This is a genomic window from Xanthobacter sp. ZOL 2024 (genome assembly GCF_052932325.1).
In genome coordinates this window covers 612,000-630,352 of record NZ_CM128808.1, presented here as the reverse complement: position 1 = coordinate 630,352, position 18,353 = coordinate 612,000, and the positions used below count along the sequence as shown (strand labels likewise).

General features: G+C 67.0%; 14 protein-coding genes and 2 other RNA genes. 6 read left to right on the top strand and 10 right to left on the bottom strand.

Annotated features, from left to right (window positions below):
- Positions 1-6: 6 nt before the first annotated feature.
- Together ACU4E7_RS03095 and ACU4E7_RS03090 are read right to left on the bottom strand one after the other, a co-directional pair.
- Positions 7-1,821 carry a nickel-dependent hydrogenase large subunit gene (locus tag ACU4E7_RS03095; protein ID WP_447020608.1) on the bottom strand — a complete coding sequence of 605 codons (1,815 nt, stop codon included), beginning with the start codon at positions 1,819-1,821 and terminating at the stop codon, positions 7-9.
- On the bottom strand, positions 1,818-2,927 hold the full coding sequence (locus ACU4E7_RS03090) for a hydrogenase small subunit (RefSeq protein ID WP_447021580.1): 1,110 nt from the start codon (positions 2,925-2,927) through the stop codon (positions 1,818-1,820). Before ACU4E7_RS03090 ends, ACU4E7_RS03095 begins: the two co-directional genes overlap by 4 nt.
- 303 nt (positions 2,928-3,230) lie before the next feature.
- Here ACU4E7_RS03090 and ACU4E7_RS03085 point away from each other — a divergent pair, with 303 nt between their 5' ends.
- Positions 3,231-4,103 (top strand): toll/interleukin-1 receptor domain-containing protein, encoded by an 873-nt coding sequence (locus ACU4E7_RS03085; protein WP_238120513.1) that lies wholly within the window; start codon positions 3,231-3,233, stop codon positions 4,101-4,103.
- Positions 4,104-4,186: 83 nt separating this feature from the next.
- Positions 4,187-4,285: signal recognition particle sRNA small type (ffs, locus tag ACU4E7_RS03080), an RNA gene on the top strand.
- Positions 4,286-4,641: 356 nt separating this feature from the next.
- Here the strand turns inward: ffs (ACU4E7_RS03080) and ACU4E7_RS03075 are convergent.
- Positions 4,642-4,938 (bottom strand): GIY-YIG nuclease family protein, encoded by a 297-nt coding sequence (locus ACU4E7_RS03075; protein WP_238120514.1) that lies wholly within the window; start codon positions 4,936-4,938, stop codon positions 4,642-4,644.
- 141 nt (positions 4,939-5,079) lie between these two features.
- Positions 5,080-5,712 carry a hypothetical protein gene (locus ACU4E7_RS03070; RefSeq protein ID WP_238120515.1) on the bottom strand — a complete coding sequence of 211 codons (633 nt, stop codon included), beginning with the start codon at positions 5,710-5,712 and terminating at the stop codon, positions 5,080-5,082.
- Positions 5,713-6,001: 289 nt separating this feature from the next.
- Here ACU4E7_RS03070 and ffs (ACU4E7_RS03065) point away from each other — a divergent pair.
- The 4 genes from ffs (ACU4E7_RS03065) to ACU4E7_RS03050 all read left to right on the top strand — a co-directional run bounded on the left by ffs (ACU4E7_RS03065) (position 6,002) and on the right by ACU4E7_RS03050 (position 9,097).
- Positions 6,002-6,100: signal recognition particle sRNA small type (gene ffs / locus ACU4E7_RS03065), an RNA gene on the top strand.
- Between the two features lie 288 nt (positions 6,101-6,388).
- The gene (locus tag ACU4E7_RS03060; RefSeq protein ID WP_238120516.1) at positions 6,389-6,688 is read left to right on the top strand and encodes a hypothetical protein; all 300 of its coding nucleotides are present in this window, start codon (positions 6,389-6,391) and stop codon (positions 6,686-6,688) included.
- Between the two features lie 147 nt (positions 6,689-6,835).
- Entirely contained in the window at positions 6,836-8,758 is a 1,923-nt protein-coding gene (locus ACU4E7_RS03055; protein WP_447020607.1) for a DNA polymerase III subunit gamma/tau, read from the top strand.
- Between the two features lie 18 nt (positions 8,759-8,776).
- Positions 8,777-9,097, top strand: coding sequence for a YbaB/EbfC family nucleoid-associated protein (locus ACU4E7_RS03050; protein ID WP_238120518.1), 321 nt, complete (start codon positions 8,777-8,779; stop codon positions 9,095-9,097).
- 493 nt (positions 9,098-9,590) lie between these two features.
- Here the strand turns inward: ACU4E7_RS03050 and pnp are convergent, their stop codons facing one another.
- The 6 genes from pnp to ACU4E7_RS03020 form a co-directional block, all read right to left on the bottom strand.
- A complete protein-coding gene (pnp, locus tag ACU4E7_RS03045) occupies positions 9,591-11,777 on the bottom strand; it encodes a polyribonucleotide nucleotidyltransferase (protein ID WP_447020606.1) in 2,187 nt (728 codons plus the stop codon).
- A 324-nt stretch (positions 11,778-12,101) separates the two neighbouring features.
- Positions 12,102-12,371: a 30S ribosomal protein S15 gene (gene rpsO / locus ACU4E7_RS03040; protein ID WP_238120522.1), complete on the bottom strand. Its 270-nt coding sequence runs from the start codon at positions 12,369-12,371 to the stop codon at positions 12,102-12,104.
- A gap of 216 nt (positions 12,372-12,587) precedes the next feature.
- Positions 12,588-13,670 carry a tRNA pseudouridine(55) synthase TruB gene (gene truB, locus ACU4E7_RS03035; RefSeq protein ID WP_447020605.1) on the bottom strand — a complete coding sequence of 361 codons (1,083 nt, stop codon included), beginning with the start codon at positions 13,668-13,670 and terminating at the stop codon, positions 12,588-12,590.
- Positions 13,667-14,083 carry a 30S ribosome-binding factor RbfA gene (gene rbfA / locus ACU4E7_RS03030; RefSeq protein WP_447020604.1) on the bottom strand — a complete coding sequence of 139 codons (417 nt, stop codon included), beginning with the start codon at positions 14,081-14,083 and terminating at the stop codon, positions 13,667-13,669. Before rbfA ends, truB begins: the two co-directional genes overlap by 4 nt.
- A gap of 278 nt (positions 14,084-14,361) precedes the next feature.
- Complete coding sequence (gene infB / locus ACU4E7_RS03025) at positions 14,362-17,538, bottom strand: translation initiation factor IF-2 (RefSeq protein WP_447020603.1); 3,177 nt, start codon at positions 17,536-17,538, stop codon at positions 14,362-14,364.
- Complete coding sequence (locus ACU4E7_RS03020) at positions 17,535-18,338, bottom strand: RNA-binding protein (RefSeq protein ID WP_238120526.1); 804 nt, start codon at positions 18,336-18,338, stop codon at positions 17,535-17,537. The genes infB and ACU4E7_RS03020 overlap by 4 nt, the downstream gene beginning before the upstream one ends.
- Positions 18,339-18,353 lie beyond the last annotated feature (15 nt).

Genomic DNA, 18,353 nt, shown 5'->3' with positions numbered 1-18,353 from the left:
ACCTCCTCAGCGCACGCTGACGCGGGCCAGCTCCTCGCCGTCGTCCGACATCACATGGGTCGAACAGGCGAGGCAGGGATCGAAGGAGTGGAGGGTCCGCAGAATCTCCACCGGCTCTTCCGGGCGCGCCATGGGCGTGTTCATGAGGGAGGCCTCGAACGCGCCGATATTGCCCTTGGGATCACGCGGGCCGCCGTTCCAGGTGGTGGGCACCACGCACTGGTAGTTCTCGATCCGCCCGTCCTTGATCTTGATCCAATGCCCGAGGCCGCCGCGCGGCGCCGCCACCGTGCCCACCCCCTTGGCCTCCTTGGGCCAGGTGGCGGGGTCCCACTTCTCCATATTGGCGGTGGCGGTATCGCCCGCCTTGATATTGGCGATGAGGGCGTTGAAATCGTCCAGCATCATATGGGCGCAATAATGCGCCTCCAGCGCCCGGGCCAGCGTGCGGCCGATGGTGGTGGGCAGCGCCTGCTTGGCGGTGAGCTGGGTGCCGGCCAAGGTGTTGAAGGCGCCCAGCGCCTCGTCCACCTGCCCCTTCACGAACGGCACGCCATGGGCATAAGCGAGGATGTAGCGGGCCAGTGGGCCCACCTCCACCGCATTGCCCCGCCAGCGCGGCGCCTTGATCCAGGAATATTTGGCGTTCTCGTCCACCGCCTCGATATTGGTGCGGGTGCCCTTGGCATTGGGGCCGAGCACATATTGCGGGTCGGTGATGCCGTCCCACGGGTGCAGGCCCTTGTTCTTGTCCTTGTCGCCATAGGTGTACCAGGAGTGGGCCACGAACTCCTGCACCTGCTCGGGATCGCGCGGGTCGATGGGATGGATTTCCTCCCAATTGCCGTTGAGGATGACGCCGCCGGGCAGGCGATCGGTCTTCTTCTGGCCCTGGATGGCGGCATAGTCGCCGTAATCCATCACGTTCTGGCCGGAAAGGCCGCCGCCATAGAGCCAGCCCTTGTAGAAAGAGGCGATGGCGATGACATCCGGCACATAGACGTTCTTGGAAAATTCAAAGGCTTCCTGCAGCTTCAGCTGCACGAAGTTCAAACGCTCCATGTTGAGCGGGGCGCCGGCGGCCAGATCCCCGTTCATGTTGATGGCGCACGGCACGCCACCCACCAGATAATTGGGGTGCGGATTCTTGCCGCCAAAGATGGTGTGCACCTTCACGATTTCCTTCTGGAAATCGAGCGCCTCGAGATAATGGGTGACGGCCAGCAGATCCGCTTCCGGCGGCAGCAGATAGGCCGGGTTGCCCCAGTATCCGTTCTTGAAGATGCCGAGCTGCCCCGATTCCACGAACTTCTTCAGCCGGTTCTGCACATCGCGGAAATAGCCCGGCGAGGACTTGGAATGGGCCGAGATGGACTGCTGCAGCACGCTGGTCGCCTTGGGGTCGGCTTTCAGCGCGTTTACCGGGTTCACCCAGTCGAGGGCGTGCAGGTGATAGAAGTGCACCACGTGGTCGTGCCACTGCAGCACCTTGGCCATGATCTCGCGGATGAGATAGGCGTTGTTGGGGATGGTGATGTTCAGCGCATCTTCCACCGCCCGCACGGAGGTGAGGGCGTGGCAGCCGGTGCACACGCCGCAGATGCGCTCCACGAAAGCCCAGGCATCGCGCGGGTCGCGGCCTTTCAGGATGACTTCCAGCCCGCGCCACATGGTGCCGGTGGAAACCGCGTTGCGGATGATGTTCTGATCATCGACATTCACCTCGCAGCGCATATGCCCTTCGATGCGGGTGACGGGATCGACGACGATGCGCTTGCCGGACGTGTCGAGGGTGAAGCCGTTCGGCGTCTGAATGGTCACTTGTCGCCTCCCTTATCGGCGCCATTGCCTGCGTCGTGCTTGGTCTGGGCGCGCTTCAGGGCGCTGATGGCGGCATGCACCGCCACGCCCCCGCCCACCACGGCGGCGGCCGCGAGGCCCACCTTGTCCGCATTGCTCTCGATGCCGAAGCCGGAGCCCTTCAGGTCGGCCAGGCGCGCATACCACGAGCCCTTGTCCCAGAAGCCGTCTTCCGAGCAGCCGATGCAGCCGTGGCCGGCCTGGATGGGGAAGGAGACGCCATCGTTCCAGCGCACGGTGGAGCAGGCGTTGTAGGTGGTGGGGCCCTTGCAGCCCACCTTGTAGAGGCAATAGCCCTTGCGCGCGCCTTCGTCGTCGAAGCTCTCCACATATTGCCCGGCGTCGAAATGGGGGCGCCGATAGCATTTGTCGTGGATCCGCTGGGAATAGAACATCAGCGGCCGGCCCTGGCGATCAAGGGCGGGGAGCTGGTCGAAGGTGAGCATATAGGTGATGACGCCGGTCATCACCTCGGCGATGGGCGGGCAGCCCGGCACCTTGATGATGGGCTTGTCGAAGATCACTTCATGCACGGGCGTGGCGCGGGTGGGGTTGGGCCGGGCCGCCTGCACGCAGCCATAAGAGGCGCACGAGCCCCAGGAGATGATGGCCTTGGCGTCGGTGGCCACCTTCTTCAACTGGTCCACGAACGGCTTGCCGCCGATGATGCAATACATGCCATCCTCGTTCAGCGGCGGGTTGCCTTCCACCGCGAGGATGTAATTGCCCTTATACTTGGTCATCACCTCATCGAGGATCGCTTCCGCCTGGTGGCCGGCGGAGGCCATCAGCGTGTCGTCATAGTCGAGGGAGATCATGGAGAGCACCACATCCTTGGCCAGCGGATGGGCCGAGCGGATGAAGCTCTCCGAGCAGCAGGTGCATTCCAGCCCATGCAGCCACAGCACCGGGGTGCGCGGCTTGGTTTCCATGGCATGAGCGATCTTGGGCGCAAACTCCGGCCCCAGGCCCAGCGCCGCCGCCGTGAGCGAGCAATATTTCAGGAACGACCGGCGGGTAATCCCCTGCCGCCGCATGACTTCATAAAACGTCTCGAGGGCCATCAGGCGTTCCCCCTTGGCTGACCTTGTCCTCCCCTCCGGCGTCGAGGCCGGGGGATTGGAACCGTTTCAGCAAGGCGTGTGCCAGAGGGGGAGCGTGAGGGATTTCAGGGGGTTGGGCTGAATGGTGCGGCGGCGGGGTGGATGGGGGGTGAGCGGTTTGAGGGGGGCGGTGGAAAGGGGGTTATCGGGAATGGTAGTCGATATTACGATTTCGGCGATTCGAGCTAGATAATGGTGAAGCGAAGGGAATGGCGTGACCCCGTTTCCCCATTCCAATTTTTCGGACGAAGCGGGAGGGCCGACAAGATGAAATTGTCAAAATCTCAGAGAATAAAATTTATCAGGGATATTTCAAAACGACTCGAGCCCGAAACTTGGACTGAGATTGATTTGGTTTTGAAGCAATTTTATCTGCCGACTAGCGATCAATGGAATGGCGGAAAAGATGCTTATGTCGTCAAAATGATTGAAGATTCAAATGATTCTGACCTATCTGAACTTGCTGAACATTTCGGAATTATAACAAAGGAAGGAAACGGACAAAAGGACGAGGATTTTAATAGTCATTTCTGGGAAGATGGAAAATTAAAGGTTTTTATATCGCACTTGACTGCCCATCGAGAGCAGGCGTCAAAATTGAAAAATGCACTCAGTCGATGGGGAATGGGATGTTTTGTTGCGCACAACGATATACATCCAACTCTCGAATGGCAGATTGAAATTGAAGCGGCGCTATCTACATGCGATTTACTTATCGCCTTAATTCATCCCGGATTCAAGGATAGCTCTTGGTGCGATCAGGAGATTGGCTACGCGCTCGGTCGCGGTATTCCGGTGTTTTCTATCAAATGCGGCGCCGATCCTCATGGATTCGTTAGTCGCTTTCAGGCCTTCAACGGGCAGGGAAAGGCAGAATCTAGTATCGGGAAGGAAATATTTGAACATGCTTTACGTCATAAAAAACTGCAGGACAAAATCGCCTACATTTTGGTGAATATGTTCGCAAACAGCGGAAGTTTTTCGGACGCTAAGACGCGAATTGCTCTTCTCGAAAGGCTTGAGGTTTGGGATGATTCTTTTAATGCAATTATTTCTGATGCATTAAAGAAAAATAGCCAGATATACGATTCGTGGGGAGTGCCGGATCAAGTAAGAAAACTTCTCGCTAAGTGGAAGTAGGATTCCCTCTTCCAAGGATGGGGCGAATTTGGCGATCGCCTTACCCCCTTGCATCCCACCCCTCCCCTTGCCATATCGCGCGTGGGAGGTTGGCGGTGGACGAGCCACTCGCCAACGGGGTCAGGTCCAGAAGGAAGCAGCCTCAACGCGCCGTGCCTCGGGTCTTCGTCCCGCTTCACAACCCTCTTCCATACCGACGCGCCTGCCCCTGCCGATGGATGCTCCGGTCAAGCCGGAGCATGACGGTGGTTGGGCGGAGGGTTAGCGCGTTATGCGCCGACGGACGGGCTGCGCTGGCATCGGGATATTGCCGCGGCTGCCCTCCTCCGCGCCGTCGCCCTCCGGCTTGACCGGAGGGCCCACCTCACGGCTTGTGCCGACAAAGGGTGCGGCCATGGATGCTCCGGTCAAGCCGGAGCATGACGGTGGTTTTTGAAGGGGGCATCTTCGGGAATGCGCTCGGCGCCGGTGCCGGAAGGTTGCCCTGGTTGACGGCCACCCCACCGTCGCCCCCCGGCTTGACCGGAGGGCCTATTCCTCAGCCGAGCGCGATCTCGTCGAAGAGGTCGCGCCACTCGGGATTGCTCTTTTCCACCAGATCGATCTTCCACTGCCGCAGCCACGCCTTCAGCCGCTTTTCCCGCTGGATGGCGGCGAGGGCCGTGTCGTGGATCTCGAACCAGACGAGGCGGTGGACATGGTAGCGGCTGGTGAAGCCCGTTCCGGTGCCGAGCCGGTGCTCGAACACGCGGCGCGTCAGATCATTGGTCACGCCTACATAGAGTGTGTCGCGGGGCTTGCTGGCGAGGAGATAAACGAAATAACGCCGCTCCATGCACAAGCTCCGCCGTGGTCGCGTCCACAGTGCACCGGGAGCCGGCCGTTTCGCCAGGGGGTGGATGCTCCGGTCAAGCCGGAGCATGACGGCGGTTGGGATGGGAGGCGCAGAATTGGACCGGCGCCCCGCATCGCACGTTCACCCCTCAGGAAACACCAGCCCCGCCTTCCGCAGCGCGTCCCCTGATCCCAATCCCATGCGCTTCACCACCATCATGGCCTGCGCCATGGGGATGTTGAGGGGGACCACGCGGTCTTTCGGGACATAGAAGAGGTCGCCGGACATGGGGGTTGGGGCGCGGGGGATGAAGACGGCGGCCCAGCCGTCGGGAATCTCCTCCAGCTGGTAGCCGAGCTGCCAGGCGCCGTCGCGGCTGATCAAGGCCGGGGTGACGCCGGCCATGCTTTCCACCTGGGTCAGGCCATCGGCCATGCTCTTCACCAGCTGGTATTGCGGCACGCCGCCCAGCAGGGAATTCTCCCAGAAGCGTGTCACTCGCCGGCCGTGGCGCGTGCTGGCGGCATAGCCCGCGCCGAAGGCGATGAGGAGAATGAGCAGAAGGCCGATGAGGCTCTCGCCGCTCACCCCCACATAATCTTCCACCGGCACCAGATGGGAGACGGGCTTGGCGAGCGCCCCCACCAGCTTGATGGCGTGTCCCAGCACGATGAGCACCAGCACCGCGGGCAGAAGAAACACCATGCCTAGTACCAGTCGTCGCCCCAGGATCACCAGGACCGACCTCGGCTTGTCCTGCCCGCCCTGCGCCATGGTTCCATTCTCCCTGAAGACACCCGCGCCCCGCCAGAGGCCGCGGCGGCCCGGCCGCCGATGTCTATCGCACCCCAAGGGGCCGAGCCACTCCCCTCGGCGGCGCCTCTGTCCTGTGGTGGACCGCACCGCCTGGTTTCAAGGCCCGCCGTCGGCGCCGGAAACCGCGACGGCCTGGAGAAGCGCTGTTGAAGCGCGCGCGCCAAGCCTTTGCGGCGGCGCGTGATGCCCGGGGGATCCTGTGCGTGCGCCCCTTGCATCGCGCCGGCACCCCTGCCATATAGCGCTCGGGAGGTTGGCGGTGGACGAGCCACTCGCCAACCGGGTCAGGTCCGGAAGGAAGCAGCCCCAACGAGCCCGGTCTCGGGTCTTCGTCCAGCCTCCCACCCTCGCACATCATCGCGCTTGCCTCGCGCGCCCGGTTTCCGGGCGGCGCCGGCGGGTGCGCGTCTGCCTCCGCCAGTGGCGCCTAGCGGTGCGGTGGGCCCTCCGGTCAAGCCGGAGGGCGACGGTGTGGGGAAGCTGATGCGGGCGACGGGGGAGGGGCTAGAGGCGGAACCATGCTCCCGGCGGCCCACCGAAATTGCGGGGGATGGGGCATGGGTGGGTGCGCGTTGTCGCAATCCCGCTTGGATCGCGGGGTAGGGGAGGGGCGCCCATTGGAAGGAGCGCCATCATGTGGGTTGTCGTCGTCCTCGTCCTGAGCGCGCTGGTGAAGCCGGAAGTGGCTGTGAACCGCGAGACCAGCTACCCTACCGAGGAGGCCTGCAAGGCCGCCATTGCGAAGAACATCCCCGCCCGCCTCGACGCCAAGAACAAGGAAGCCTTCGCCGAAGGCTACCGCCGCTACGTCTGCATCCGTGTCCCCACCGACGCGAAAACGGGTGCCGCCAAGCCCGACGCGGCCAAGCCCCAGGCGGGTGCGTCGCCGGCCGGCAAGCCGCCGCTGCCGCAGCAGGTGCCCGCCCCGAAATAGGCGCGGAGGAATCGTCACGCGCGGCCGCAGTCGCCTTCCACAGGCGGGGTGCGGCCGTGCATTTCCGGGCGCGGGCCATCGACGCGCGCGCCCGCGATGCTATGTATGGGGCATGTCCCCCGTCTTTCTCTTCTCGAAGGCCGCGTCATGAGCGAGGATCAGCGCAGCGATGAGGCGCACGGCGAGGCCCAGGACGATCTGGGCGCCGGCCTCGATCTCGGCACGCCGCCTGCGCCGGTTCCCGTGACGACCGCTCCCGCCCCCGCCAGCCCCGGCGCCTATCGGGTGCTGGCGCGCAAATACCGGCCGCAGAATTTCACGGACCTGATCGGCCAGGAGGCCATGGTCCGTACCCTGAAGAATGCGTTCGCCTCCGGCCGCATCGCCCAGGCCTATATCCTCACCGGCGTGCGCGGCGTGGGCAAGACCACCACCGCCCGCATCCTCGCCCGGGCGCTCAATTACGAACCCATGGATGGCGCGCCCGGCGGGCCCACCCTCGATCTTTCGGTGCCGGGCAAGCACTGCCGCGACATCATCGAATCCCGCCATGTGGACGTGATGGAGATGGACGCCGCGTCCAACACCTCCATCAACGACATCCGCGAGATCATCGAGAGTGCCCGCTATCGCCCGGTGATGGCCCGCTACAAGGTCTACATCATCGACGAAGTGCACATGCTCTCCACCGCCGCCTTCAACGGCCTGTTGAAGACGCTGGAGGAGCCGCCGGAACATGTGAAATTCATCTTCGCCACCACCGAGATCCGCAAGGTGCCGGTCACCGTGCTCTCCCGCTGCCAGCGCTTCGACCTGCGGCGGGTGGATGCCGGCGTGCTCGCCGCCCACCTCTCCGGCATCTGCGCCAAGGAGGGGGTGGCCATCGAGCCGGAGGCTCTTTCCATCGTCGCCCGGGCGGCGGAAGGCTCGGTGCGCGACAGCCTCTCGCTGCTGGACCAGGCCATCGCCCATGGCGGCGGGCAAGTTTCGGCGGAAGAGGTGCGGCGCCTTCTCGGCCTTGCCGATAAGGGCCGCGTCATCGATCTGTTCGAGGCGCTGATGCGCGGCGAGATGCCAAAGGCCCTCGCCGAATTCCGCGACCAATATGATTCCGGCGCCGATCCGGCGGTGATCCTCACCGATCTCGCCGATTTCACCCATCTCGTCACCCGCCTGAAGATCGTCCCCGACACCGCCAATGACGCGGCGCTGGTGGAGGCCGAGCGGGTGCGCGGGGTGGAGATGGCTCGCGGCTTGTCCATGCGGGTGCTGGCCCGCGCCTGGCAGATGCTGCAGAAGGGCATCAGCGAGGTGCAGCAGGCCCCCAAGCCCGCCCAGGCGGCGGAAATGGTGCTGGTGCGCCTCGCCTATGCCGCCGATCTGCCCACCCCCGATGAAGCGCTGCGCCGGCTGAAGGACCAGCCGGTTTCCAGCCCGGGCGCCGGCCCCGGCGGCGGTTCCGGCGGGGCCGGCGGTGCCATGGCCATGGCGGCGGCGATGGGCGCGCCCATCACCGCTGGCATGCCCGCCCCCGTGACCGCTTCTGCCCCGCGGCTCGCTTTGGCGGCGGCGACCGCCGCGCCGCAGCCGGCGCCGACGCCCGTCCGGGCGCCGGCGGTGGAGGCGGGCCCACAGCTCGCCAGCCTCGCCGATGTGGCGGCCCTCGCCAGTGAGAAGCGCGATCTGCTGTTGAAGCTGGCGGTGGAAACCCAGGTGCGGCCGGTGAAGTTCGAGGACGGCCATATCGAGCTCGCCCTTGCCCCCGGTGGCAGCGCCACGGTGGTGCAGAACATCGCCAAGAAGCTGTCCGAATGGACCGGCCGGCGCTGGCTGGTCTCCCTCTCCCAGGAGCTGGGCGGCCCGACGCTGGCCGAGGAGAAGGACGCCCGCCGCGCCGAGCGGGAGGAGGGCATCAAGGCCCATCCCCTGGTGGCGGCGGTGCTGGCGCGCTTCCCCGGCGCCGAGGTGGTGGATGTGCGCACCCGCGAGGATGAGGCCAGCGAGGCGCTGCCTCCCGCCGAGGACGACGCCTATTCCGGCCCCGGGCCGGATGATGAGATCGAATATTGAGTGAAGGAGAGTGAGGCGATGCGCGACCTGTTGGGCATGATGAAGCAGGCCAAGGAGCTGCAGGAGCGCATGCAGCAGATGCAGGCGGAACTGGAGAATGTGGAGGTGGATGGCGCCTCCGGCGGCGGCCTCGTCACCGTGCGCGTCACCGCCAAGGGCGAGTGCAAGGCCATCCATATCGACCCCTCGCTGCTGAAGCCCGATGAGGCGGAGATCGTAGAAGATCTCATTGTCGCCGCCCTGGCCGATGCCCGCGGCAAGGCCGAGCGGGTGATGCAGGAGAAGATGCAGGCCCTCACCGGCGGCCTCGCTTTGCCCCCCGGCATGAAGCTGTTCTGAGCGGCGGGCGGTCCCGCGCGGGCTCCACTGAGGAGCAGAGCTCACTGAGACGGGGCGCTTATCCGCTCGCGCCCCGGTGCTCCCTCTCCCGTTCGCGGGAGAGGGCCGGGGAGGGGGGAAGGCGCAGGCCCGACTGTGGCTCCGCCGAGACGGAAGCGTCCGCGAACTGACGGCGCCTCAGCTGTGAAAGCCGCTCTGCGTTGGACTTCCGGGAGGGGGCACACCCTGGCCGGTTTGCCCCCTCCCTCACCCTCCTCCGCAAGCGGGAGAAGGGATTTGCGCGCTGGGTAGGCAGGGGCAGAAGACCGAGGGGAAGACCGCCGGCGCGCGACGGCAAGGACAAGCACGACGGCCTTGGCAGGCAGGGTTCCCGCGACCCATCGCGGCGCCGCTGATCTGAGGCCTAGAGCACCGCGCGGCGGTCTTCGGGCAAAGAAAAAGGGCGGCCTTGAGGGCCGCCCTTTCGCGTTCTGGAGCGCAAGGCGCCGGCGGATCACTCCGCCGAACCGGCCTCGCCGTTCTCATCCTTGGCGGCCTTGGCGGCGTCCCGCTCGGCCTTTTCCTTGGCCTCGAGGTCCTCGCCGGTCACCTGGTCCACCACCTTCATGGACAGGCGGGTCTTGCCGCGCTCGTCGAAGCCCATGAGCTTGACCTTGACCTTGTCGCCTTCCTTGACGACGTCGGAGGGCTTGTTCACCCGCTCCTTGGCCATCTGGGAGACATGCACCAGGCCGTCCTTGGAACCGAAGAAGTTCACGAAGGCGCCGAAGTCCACCACCTTCACGACAGTGCCGTCATAGATCTGGCCCACTTCCGGCTCGGAAGCGATGGACTTGATCCAGTTGATGGCGGCCTTGATGCTGTCGCCCGAAGACGAGGCGATCTTGATGGTGCCGTCGTCCTCGATATTGACCTTGGCGCCGGTCTTCTCGACGATCTCGCGGATCACCTTGCCGCCGGAGCCGATCACTTCGCGGATCTTGTCCACCGGGATCTTCATGACCTCGATGCGCGGGGCATGCTCGCCCAGCTCGGCGCGGGCGCTGGTGAGGGCCTTGGACATCTCACCGAGGATGTGGGTGCGACCGTCCTTGGCCTGGGCCAGGGCGACCTTCATGATCTCCTCGGTGATGCCGGCGATCTTGATGTCCATCTGGAGCGAGGTCACGCCCTGCTCGGTGCCGGCCACCTTGAAGTCCATGTCGCCGAGGTGATCCTCGTCGCCGAGGATGTCGGACAGCACGGCGAACTTCTCACCTTCCAGGATGAGGCCCATGGCGATGCCCGCCACCGGGCGCCGCAGCGGCACGCCCGCATCCATCAGCGCCAGCGAGGAGCCGCAGACGGTGGCCATGGAGGAGGAGCCGTTGGACTCCAGGATCTCGGAGACCACGCGCAGGGTGTAGGGGAACTCGTGCTTGGCGGGCAGCATCGGGTGGATGGCGCGCCAGGCGAGCTTGCCGTGGCCGATCTCGCGGCGGCCGGGGGAGCCCATGCGGCCGGTCTCGCCCACGGAGAAGGGCGGGAAGTTGTAGTGCAGCAGGAAGTGCTCCTTGTAGGTGCCTTCCAGGCTGTCGATGAACTGCTCGTCCTCGCCGGTGCCCAAAGTGGCGACCACCAGGGCCTGGGTCTCGCCGCGGGTGAACAGAGCGGAGCCGTGGGCGCGCGGCAGGATGCCGACTTCCGAGACGATGGGGCGCACGGTGCGCACGTCACGGCCGTCGATGCGGATGCCGTCGTCGAGGATGTTCCAGCGCACGATCTGGGCTTCGAGGTGTTTGATCACCTCGGCCACCACCTGGCCGTTGGGCACCGCGGTGCCGCCCAGCGCCAGCTCCTCGTAATACTTCTTCACCTTGGACTTGGCAGCGCCGACCGCCTCATAGCGGGCCTGCTTCTGCTTGATCTTGTAGGCGGCGCGCAGGTCGGCCTCGGCGATTTCCTTCACCTTGGCCTCGACGGCGGAGACGTCGGCGGGCTGGAAGGTGCGGGGCTCCTTGGCGGCCTTCTCGGCCAGCTTGATGATGGCCTCGATCACCGGCTGGAAGTGCCGGTGGCCGAACATCACGGCGCCCAGCATGATCTCCTCGGGCAGCTCTTTCGCTTCCGATTCCACCATCAGCACGGCGTCGGAGGTGCCGGCCACCACCAGGTCGAGGTCGCTTTCCTTGACTTCGTCCACGGTGGGGTTGAGCACGTATTCATTGTCGATGAAGCCGACGCGGGCGGCGCCCACCGGGCCCATGAAGGGGATGCCGGAGAGGGTGAGGGCGGCGGAGGCGGCCACCAGGGAGACCACGTCGGGGTCGTTCTCCAGGTCGTGGGCGAGCACGGTGATGATCACCTGGGTGTCGCACTTGTACCCATCGGGGAACAGGGGGCGGATCGGCCGGTCGATGAGGCGGGAGACCAGGGTCTCCTTCTCGGAGGGGCGGCCCTCACGCTTGAAATAGCCACCGGGAATGCGGCCGGCGGCGTAGGACTTTTCCTGGTAGTTCACGGTCAGGGGGAAGAAGTCCTGGCCGGGCTTCGGCTCCTTGGCGGAAACCACGGTGGCGAGCACCTTGGTGTCGCCGTAGGTGGCGAGCACCGAGCCATCGGCCTGGCGGGCCATCTTGCCCGTCTCCAGGGTGAGGGTGGTTCCGCCCCAATCCAGCGTTTCGCTGTGAATGTCGAACATGCGTCGTCTTTCTCTATTGGCGAACGAGGCGAGCCATGAGCAAGACGGCCGGACGCGCCGCGCGAAGCGCACCTTCCGGGGAAGGGGCTCCGACGGTTGCGTCCGGCGATCCTGCCATGGTTCGTCCCTTGCTTCGCGGACCCGCAGCCGGCCCCATGCCTGCTGCGATGGCACGCCACGGGGGCATGCGCGGCACCGGCGCAGAAAAGGGCCGGGCCAGGGGGTTCATAAGACCATCTGCGGACGCAGCCGCACATGGGCCCGCCGAAACCGGCGGGAGGGGACCGGACCCGAACGGAAGACCCGCGCGGATCCGGCGTAACATCAGCGGCGCAGGCCGAGACGTTCGATCAGGGACTTGTAGCGGCCCTCGTCCTTCTTCTTCAGATAGTCGAGAAGGCTACGACGCTGCGAGACGAGCTTCAGAAGCCCGCGACGCGAGTGGTTGTCCTTGTGGTGGGACTTGAAGTGCTCGGTGAGGTTCACGATGCGGGTCGTGAGGATCGCCACCTGCACCTCGGGCGAACCGGTGTCGCCGTCCTTGGTCCCGAAATCCTTGATGAGCTCCTGCTTGCGCTCGGCCGTGATCGACATCGCAGTGTCCTTTCAAACGGAGTGGAAAAGGCGCGCCGTCGCACCGCCAGGGCGGGGAGGAGCGCCAGTCGGCCGGGCCGGGATGTCGTCCAGCACGGTCGAATGCAAATGCGAAAACCGGCGCCCGAATGGCATCGGGCGCCGCTTTCGCGCCGGGACTATAGCCGAATTCCCTTTCGGGGCCAGCGGAATGTTGGCCCCGGCGCGGGAGCGGTCTCAGCGCTCGGTGTCGAGGGCCCGGGGGCGCGGACGCCGCGCCCAGTTGAACACCCGATGCGGGTAGATTTCACCCGCCTCCACATCGCCGATGGCGATGAGGCCGCTCTGGCAGAACACGGCGGCATGCCCCTCGACGATGGGCGCATCGCGCCCGCGCAGGATCACGCTCTGGCCGCAGCGCAGCCGGTGCGCGTCGGGTGGGGTGACGGTGAGATGCGGAATCTCATCGAGGGCGAACTCCACCGGGTCCAGCGCCTCTATCAGATCCGCCTCGCCGGCGTCGGCGCGCTCGCGCAGCTCATCCAGGGAAACGAGGTCATCCTCGAGGAACGGGCCCACCGAGGTGCGTCGCAGCGCCGAGACATGGCCGCGGGCGCCCAGGGCCCGGCCGAGATCGCGCGCGATGGCGCGCACATAGGTGCCCTTGCCGCACTCCGCCTCCAGCACCGCATGGTCGGCATCGGGCCGTTCCACCAGGTCGAGGCGATAGATGGTGACGGGCCGCGCCTCCAGCACCACGTCCGCGCCCTCGCGGGCCAGGTCGTAAGCGCGTTCGCCGCCGATCTTCAGCGCGGAATAGGCGGGCGGCACCTGCTGGATCTCGCCCCGGAAGGGGGCAAGGGCGGCCAGGATCTCGTCGTCGCTCGGGCGCAGCTCGGAGGTGGCCACCGGCTTGCCCTCGGCATCGTCCGTATCGGTCTCGATGCCGAAGTGGACGGTAAAGCGATAGGTCTTGCGGCCATCCATCACATAGGGAACGGTCTTGGTGGCCTCGCCGAAGGCGATGGGCAGGCAGCCAGACGCCAGCGGATCCAGGGTGCCCGCGTGCCCGGCCTTCTTGGCCGAGAACAGGCGCTTCACCACGGTGACCGCCTGGGTGGAGGTCATGCCCGTGGGCTTGTCGAGCAGCACCCAGCCGTCGAGGTCGCGCTTGGGCGTGCGGGGGCGGTTGTCCTGCTGGCGATTGTCGTTTCCGCGCCCGTGGCCGCGCGGGGGGCGCTGGGCGTCGGCGGCGGGGCTGGCCTCGGGTTCCTCCGGCGCGGCGGCGGGAGCGGCGGATGCGGCAGATGCGGTTGTCATTCGCGGTTGGTCTCTTCGTCGTCACTGTCGAGATCGCGGACGACCTCGGGGGTGCGCAGCAGCGCGTCCATGCGGGCAGCCTCGGCGAACGAGGTGTCCTCACGGAACCGCAGCTCCGGCACGGATTTCAGCTCCACCCGGTGCGCCACTTCGGTGCGCAGGTGGCGGGCGTTGGCCGCCAGGGCCTTGATCACTGCGCCGATGTCCTTGCCACCCAGGGGCATGACGAAGCAGGTGGCGATCTTCAGGTCGGGCGACATGCGCACTTCCGGCACCGTGATGATATGGCCGGAGAGCACCGGGTCGATATGGTCGCCGCGGGACAGCACGTCGGCCAAAGCGTGGCGCACCAGCTCGCCGACGCGCAGCATGCGCTGGGAGGGGCCGCCTCCCGTGCGGGCTTGGGATCTCATCTGTTCAAAAACCTCTTCGACACCGCGCGGCGGGGCCGGGGCGTCTTGTCTTCAAGTCGAGAGCGGATGGGTTTGGACCATGCCGCTCCGGTTCACTCCATATGTCTCAAGCCCCGAGGCGCCCCTTGGGTTCCCGGGGGGGCAACGAACCCTTTCTCCGGTTCGCCGCCGCCGCCTTGAAAGGGGGGCGCCGACCGGCGATCCGGGGTCGAAGAGGGGGGCGTCGTCGCGGCGTCGCCCTCTCCGCTGGGGAGAGGGGGCGCCAGGGGCGGGGCTGCTCAGAGCGAGCGCTGCACCGTCTCCACGCGATAGCACTCGATGACGTCGCCTTCGCGCATGTCCTGGTAGTTCTCGAAGGACATGCCGCATTCCTGGCCGGCGTGCACCGTGTTCACCGCATCCTTGAAGCGGTTGAGGGTGGAGAGCTTGCCCTCGTGGATCACCACGTTGTCGCGGATGAGGCGGACATGCTGACCGCGCTCCACCACACCGTCGGTGACCAGGCAGCCCGCCACCTTGCCGACCTTGGACACGGCGAAGATCTGGCGGATCTCCGCATTGCCCAGCATGGTCTCGCGGGTGATGGGGGCGAGCAGGCCGCTCATGGCGTGCTTCACGTCATCCACGAGGTCGTAGATGATGTTGTAGTAACGGATCTCCACGCCCGCCCGGTCGGCGGCGTCGCGGGCTTCCTTGTTGGCACGCACGTTGAAGGCGATGATCACCGCGCCGGATGTCTCCGCCAGGGTCACGTCGCTCTCGTTGATGCCGCCGGCACCCGAATGGATGATGCGGGCCTGCACCTCGTCGTTGCCGACCTTCTCGAGGGCACCGATGATGGCTTCCACCGAGCCCTGCACGTCGCCCTTGATGATGAGCGGGAACTCCTTGCGGCCAGACGACTTCACCTGGCTCATCATCTGTTCCAGCGAGCCGCGGATGGCGGAGGACCGGGCCGCCGCCTTCTCGCGCTTCTGGCGCTGACGATAATCGGTGATCTCGCGGGCGCGGGCTTCGTTCTCCACCGCCGCCAGGCGGTCGCCCGCCTCCGGGGTGCCGTTGAAGCCGAGCACCTCGACCGGCATGGACGGGCCGGCCTCGCTCACGTTGCTGCCGAGGTCGGAGATGAGGGCGCGCACGCGGCCCCATTCGGCGCCGGCCACCACGATGTCGCCCACATGCATGGTGCCACGCTGCACCAGCACGGTGGCCACCGGGCCGCGGCCGCGATCGAGCTTCGCCTCGACCACGGTGCCTTCGGCGGCGCGGTCGGGGTTGGCCTTGAGATCGAGGATTTCCGACTGCAGCGAGATGGCGTCGAGCAGCTTGTCAAGGTTGAGCTGCTCCTTGGCGGAGACCTCCACCTCGAGCGTCTCGCCGCCCAGGCTTTCCACCTGCACTTCGTGCTGAAGCAGCTCGGTGCGCACCCGCTCCGGCTTGGCGCCGGGCTTGTCGATCTTGTTGATGGCCACGATGATCGGCACGCCGGCGGCGCGGGCGTGATGGATGGCTTCCACCGTCTGCGGCATCACGCCGTCATCGGCGGCCACCACCAGCACCACGATGTCCGTCACCTTGGCGCCGCGGGCACGCATGGCGGTGAAGGCGGCGTGGCCGGGGGTGTCGATGAAGGTGACCTTGCCGCCGGACGGCGCCGTCACCTGATAGGCGCCGATGTGCTGGGTGATGCCGCCGGCCTCGCCGGACACCACGTTGGCCTTGCGGATGGCGTCCAGCAGCGAGGTCTTGCCGTGGTCGACGTGACCCATGATGGTCACCACCGGCGGGCGCGGCAGCAGGTCCTCGGCGGCGTCGGGCGTGTCGAACAGGCCCTCTTCCACGTCGGATTCCGAGACGCGGCGCACCGTGTGGCCCATCTCCTCGGCGATCAGCTCGGCGGTGTCGGCGTCGATCACGTCGGTGATCTTCAGCATCTGCCCCTGCTTCATCAGCAGGCGGATCACGTCCACGCCCCGCTCCGACATGCGGTTGGCGAGTTCCTGGATGGTGATGGTCTCGGGGAGGATCACCTCGCGGGCGATCTTTTCCTTGCTCTCCTGAGCGCGGTTGCCGGTCATGCGCTGGGTGCGGCGGCGGAACGAGGCCACCGAACGCTGGCGCTCCTCATCCCCCGACAGAGCGGTGACGACGGTCAGGCGGCCGCGCTGCTTTTCCGGGCCGGCGGGGGCGCGGGGCACCTTGACCGGGGCGGCGGGGCGGGCGCCGGGGCCGCGACGGGCGGCGCGGCGCTCCTCCTCCTCGGCTTCGGCGGTGCCGGCGGGCCGGGGGGCGAGCGGACGGGCCGTGGTGGTGCCAGCGGGGCGCGCGGCGCCACCGGCCGGCCGGCTGGTGCCGGTCGAGCCCTGCTCGTCGCCGAAGCGCTTGCGCGCTTCCTGCTCGGCGCGGCGCTTGCTTTCCTCTTCCTGGGCGCGGCGGGCGTCCTCTTCGCGCTTGCGCGCTTCGGCGGCCTCGCGCTCGGCGCGCTCGGCGCGCTCACGCTCGGCGCGGCGGCGGGCTTCCTCCTCCGCGGCGCGGCGCTCCTCGGCCATGCGCTGCTCTTCGACGGCGCGGACGCGGGCGTCGGCAAGGGCGTTGGCGCGGGCATTGCGTTCATCATCGGTCAGGGTGCGCAGCACCACGCCAGATCCACCCTGGCGCTGGCCGGGGCGGCCGGCGGGACCACCGGGCCGGCGCTCGCCGGAGCCACCGCGACCCTGCTGGCCCTGACCATGGCCCTGCTGACCCTGGCGGCTGGCGCCGGGGCCCGCGGGGCGCTGGGCGCCGGCCTGGCCGGAGCGCTGCGCGGTGCCGGCCGAGCTGCCGGAACGGGAGCCGGAGCTGCTCTGCGGCCCGCTGGAGGCGCGGCTGCCGGAGGAAGTCGAAGACGTCGCGGGACGCGGGGCGGCAGGCGCCGCCGCCTGCGCCGGAGGGGCAACGGGCGTGGTGGGAGCAGAGGACACAGGCTTGGCTTCCGGAGCGGGGGCCGCAGGGGCTTCAACCGGTTTTTCGACGGGCATGTCAGCCGGCACGTCGGCCGGCTTCGCGGTCGGCGCGGGCGCCGGTGCTTCCACCTTCACCTCGGCCTTCACGTCCACCTTGGCCGGTTCGGGCGCCTTGGCGACGGGTTCGGGCGCGGGCGCGGGCGGTGCTGCCGGCACCGGCGCCGCGGGCGCCTTGGCTTCGACGGGGGCCACCGGCGCGCTGGGAGCGGGCGCAGCCGGACGTGGCGCGGCCGGCGCCGCCGGCGCGGGCGCGGGCGCAGCCGGGGCGGCCTGCCCCGTCTCGCCGGGAGCAATGACGCGGCGCTTCACCTTCTCCACCACGACCGCCTTGGAGCGGCCATGGCTGAAGCTCTGGCGCACCGTGCCCTGCTCCACCGGGCGCTTCAGGGTGAGCGTCTTGCTGCCGGGGGCGGGGTGGAGCGTCTTGTCGCCGGGTGTCTTCGTATCGTTCATACCTTATCCGTTCCTTGCATCCGGCCGGGCGCGCGGCTGCTGTCCTCACCTGTGCGGTTCTGGTCCTCTCCCGATGGACTTAGAGCCGCCTGGGCACTGCTCACGGGACCCGCCCCGCGCTCGCCATCGACGGACGATCCGGTCCGCCAACGTTCGAGCCTGCGGCAGCGCGCGAGAAATCCCGCCGTCGTCGGATGCGCAAGCAGGGCCGCATGTACCACATTTGACCGCCCTAACGCCAAGTCCAAATCAATGCCGGGGAAGCAATCGACGATCGCCATCGGCGCATGGCGCGCCTCATGGTCGGACGTTGCGGCAATCTGGCGGGCCAGGGCGTTGAGCTTTCGTACGCCGTCGGGGCGCGCGTCGCCGGCGTGCAGCAGCACGGCGACGCTCCCGGAGCAGAGTGCGGATTCGACTTTGGCGTTGCCGGTCACCACCTGTCCCGCCTTGTTGGCAAGGGAAAGGCTGGCGCGGGCGTCCTTGTCCAGCAGGGTGTCGACGAGGGCGACCAGTTCGGGGCCGGCCTTGCCCTTGCCCTTGAACGCGCGGCCGAAGGCCTTGCGCTTCAACGCTGTCTCGAGGTCTCCACGGGTGGCGCAGACCCAGGCCCCGCGTCCGGGCAGCTTACGGGTGAGGTCGGGAACGATGGTTCCGTCCGGCCCCACCACGAAGCGGATCATGTCGGTGACCGGGGTGACCTGCCGCGTGGCGAGGCACAGGCGTGACAAAGGCGCCCGCGCGGCAGTCACGCTGCGCGGTCCCTCGTCCGTCTCGTCCTCGACAGGCTGTGCAAGCACCGTGGGTCATCTCCT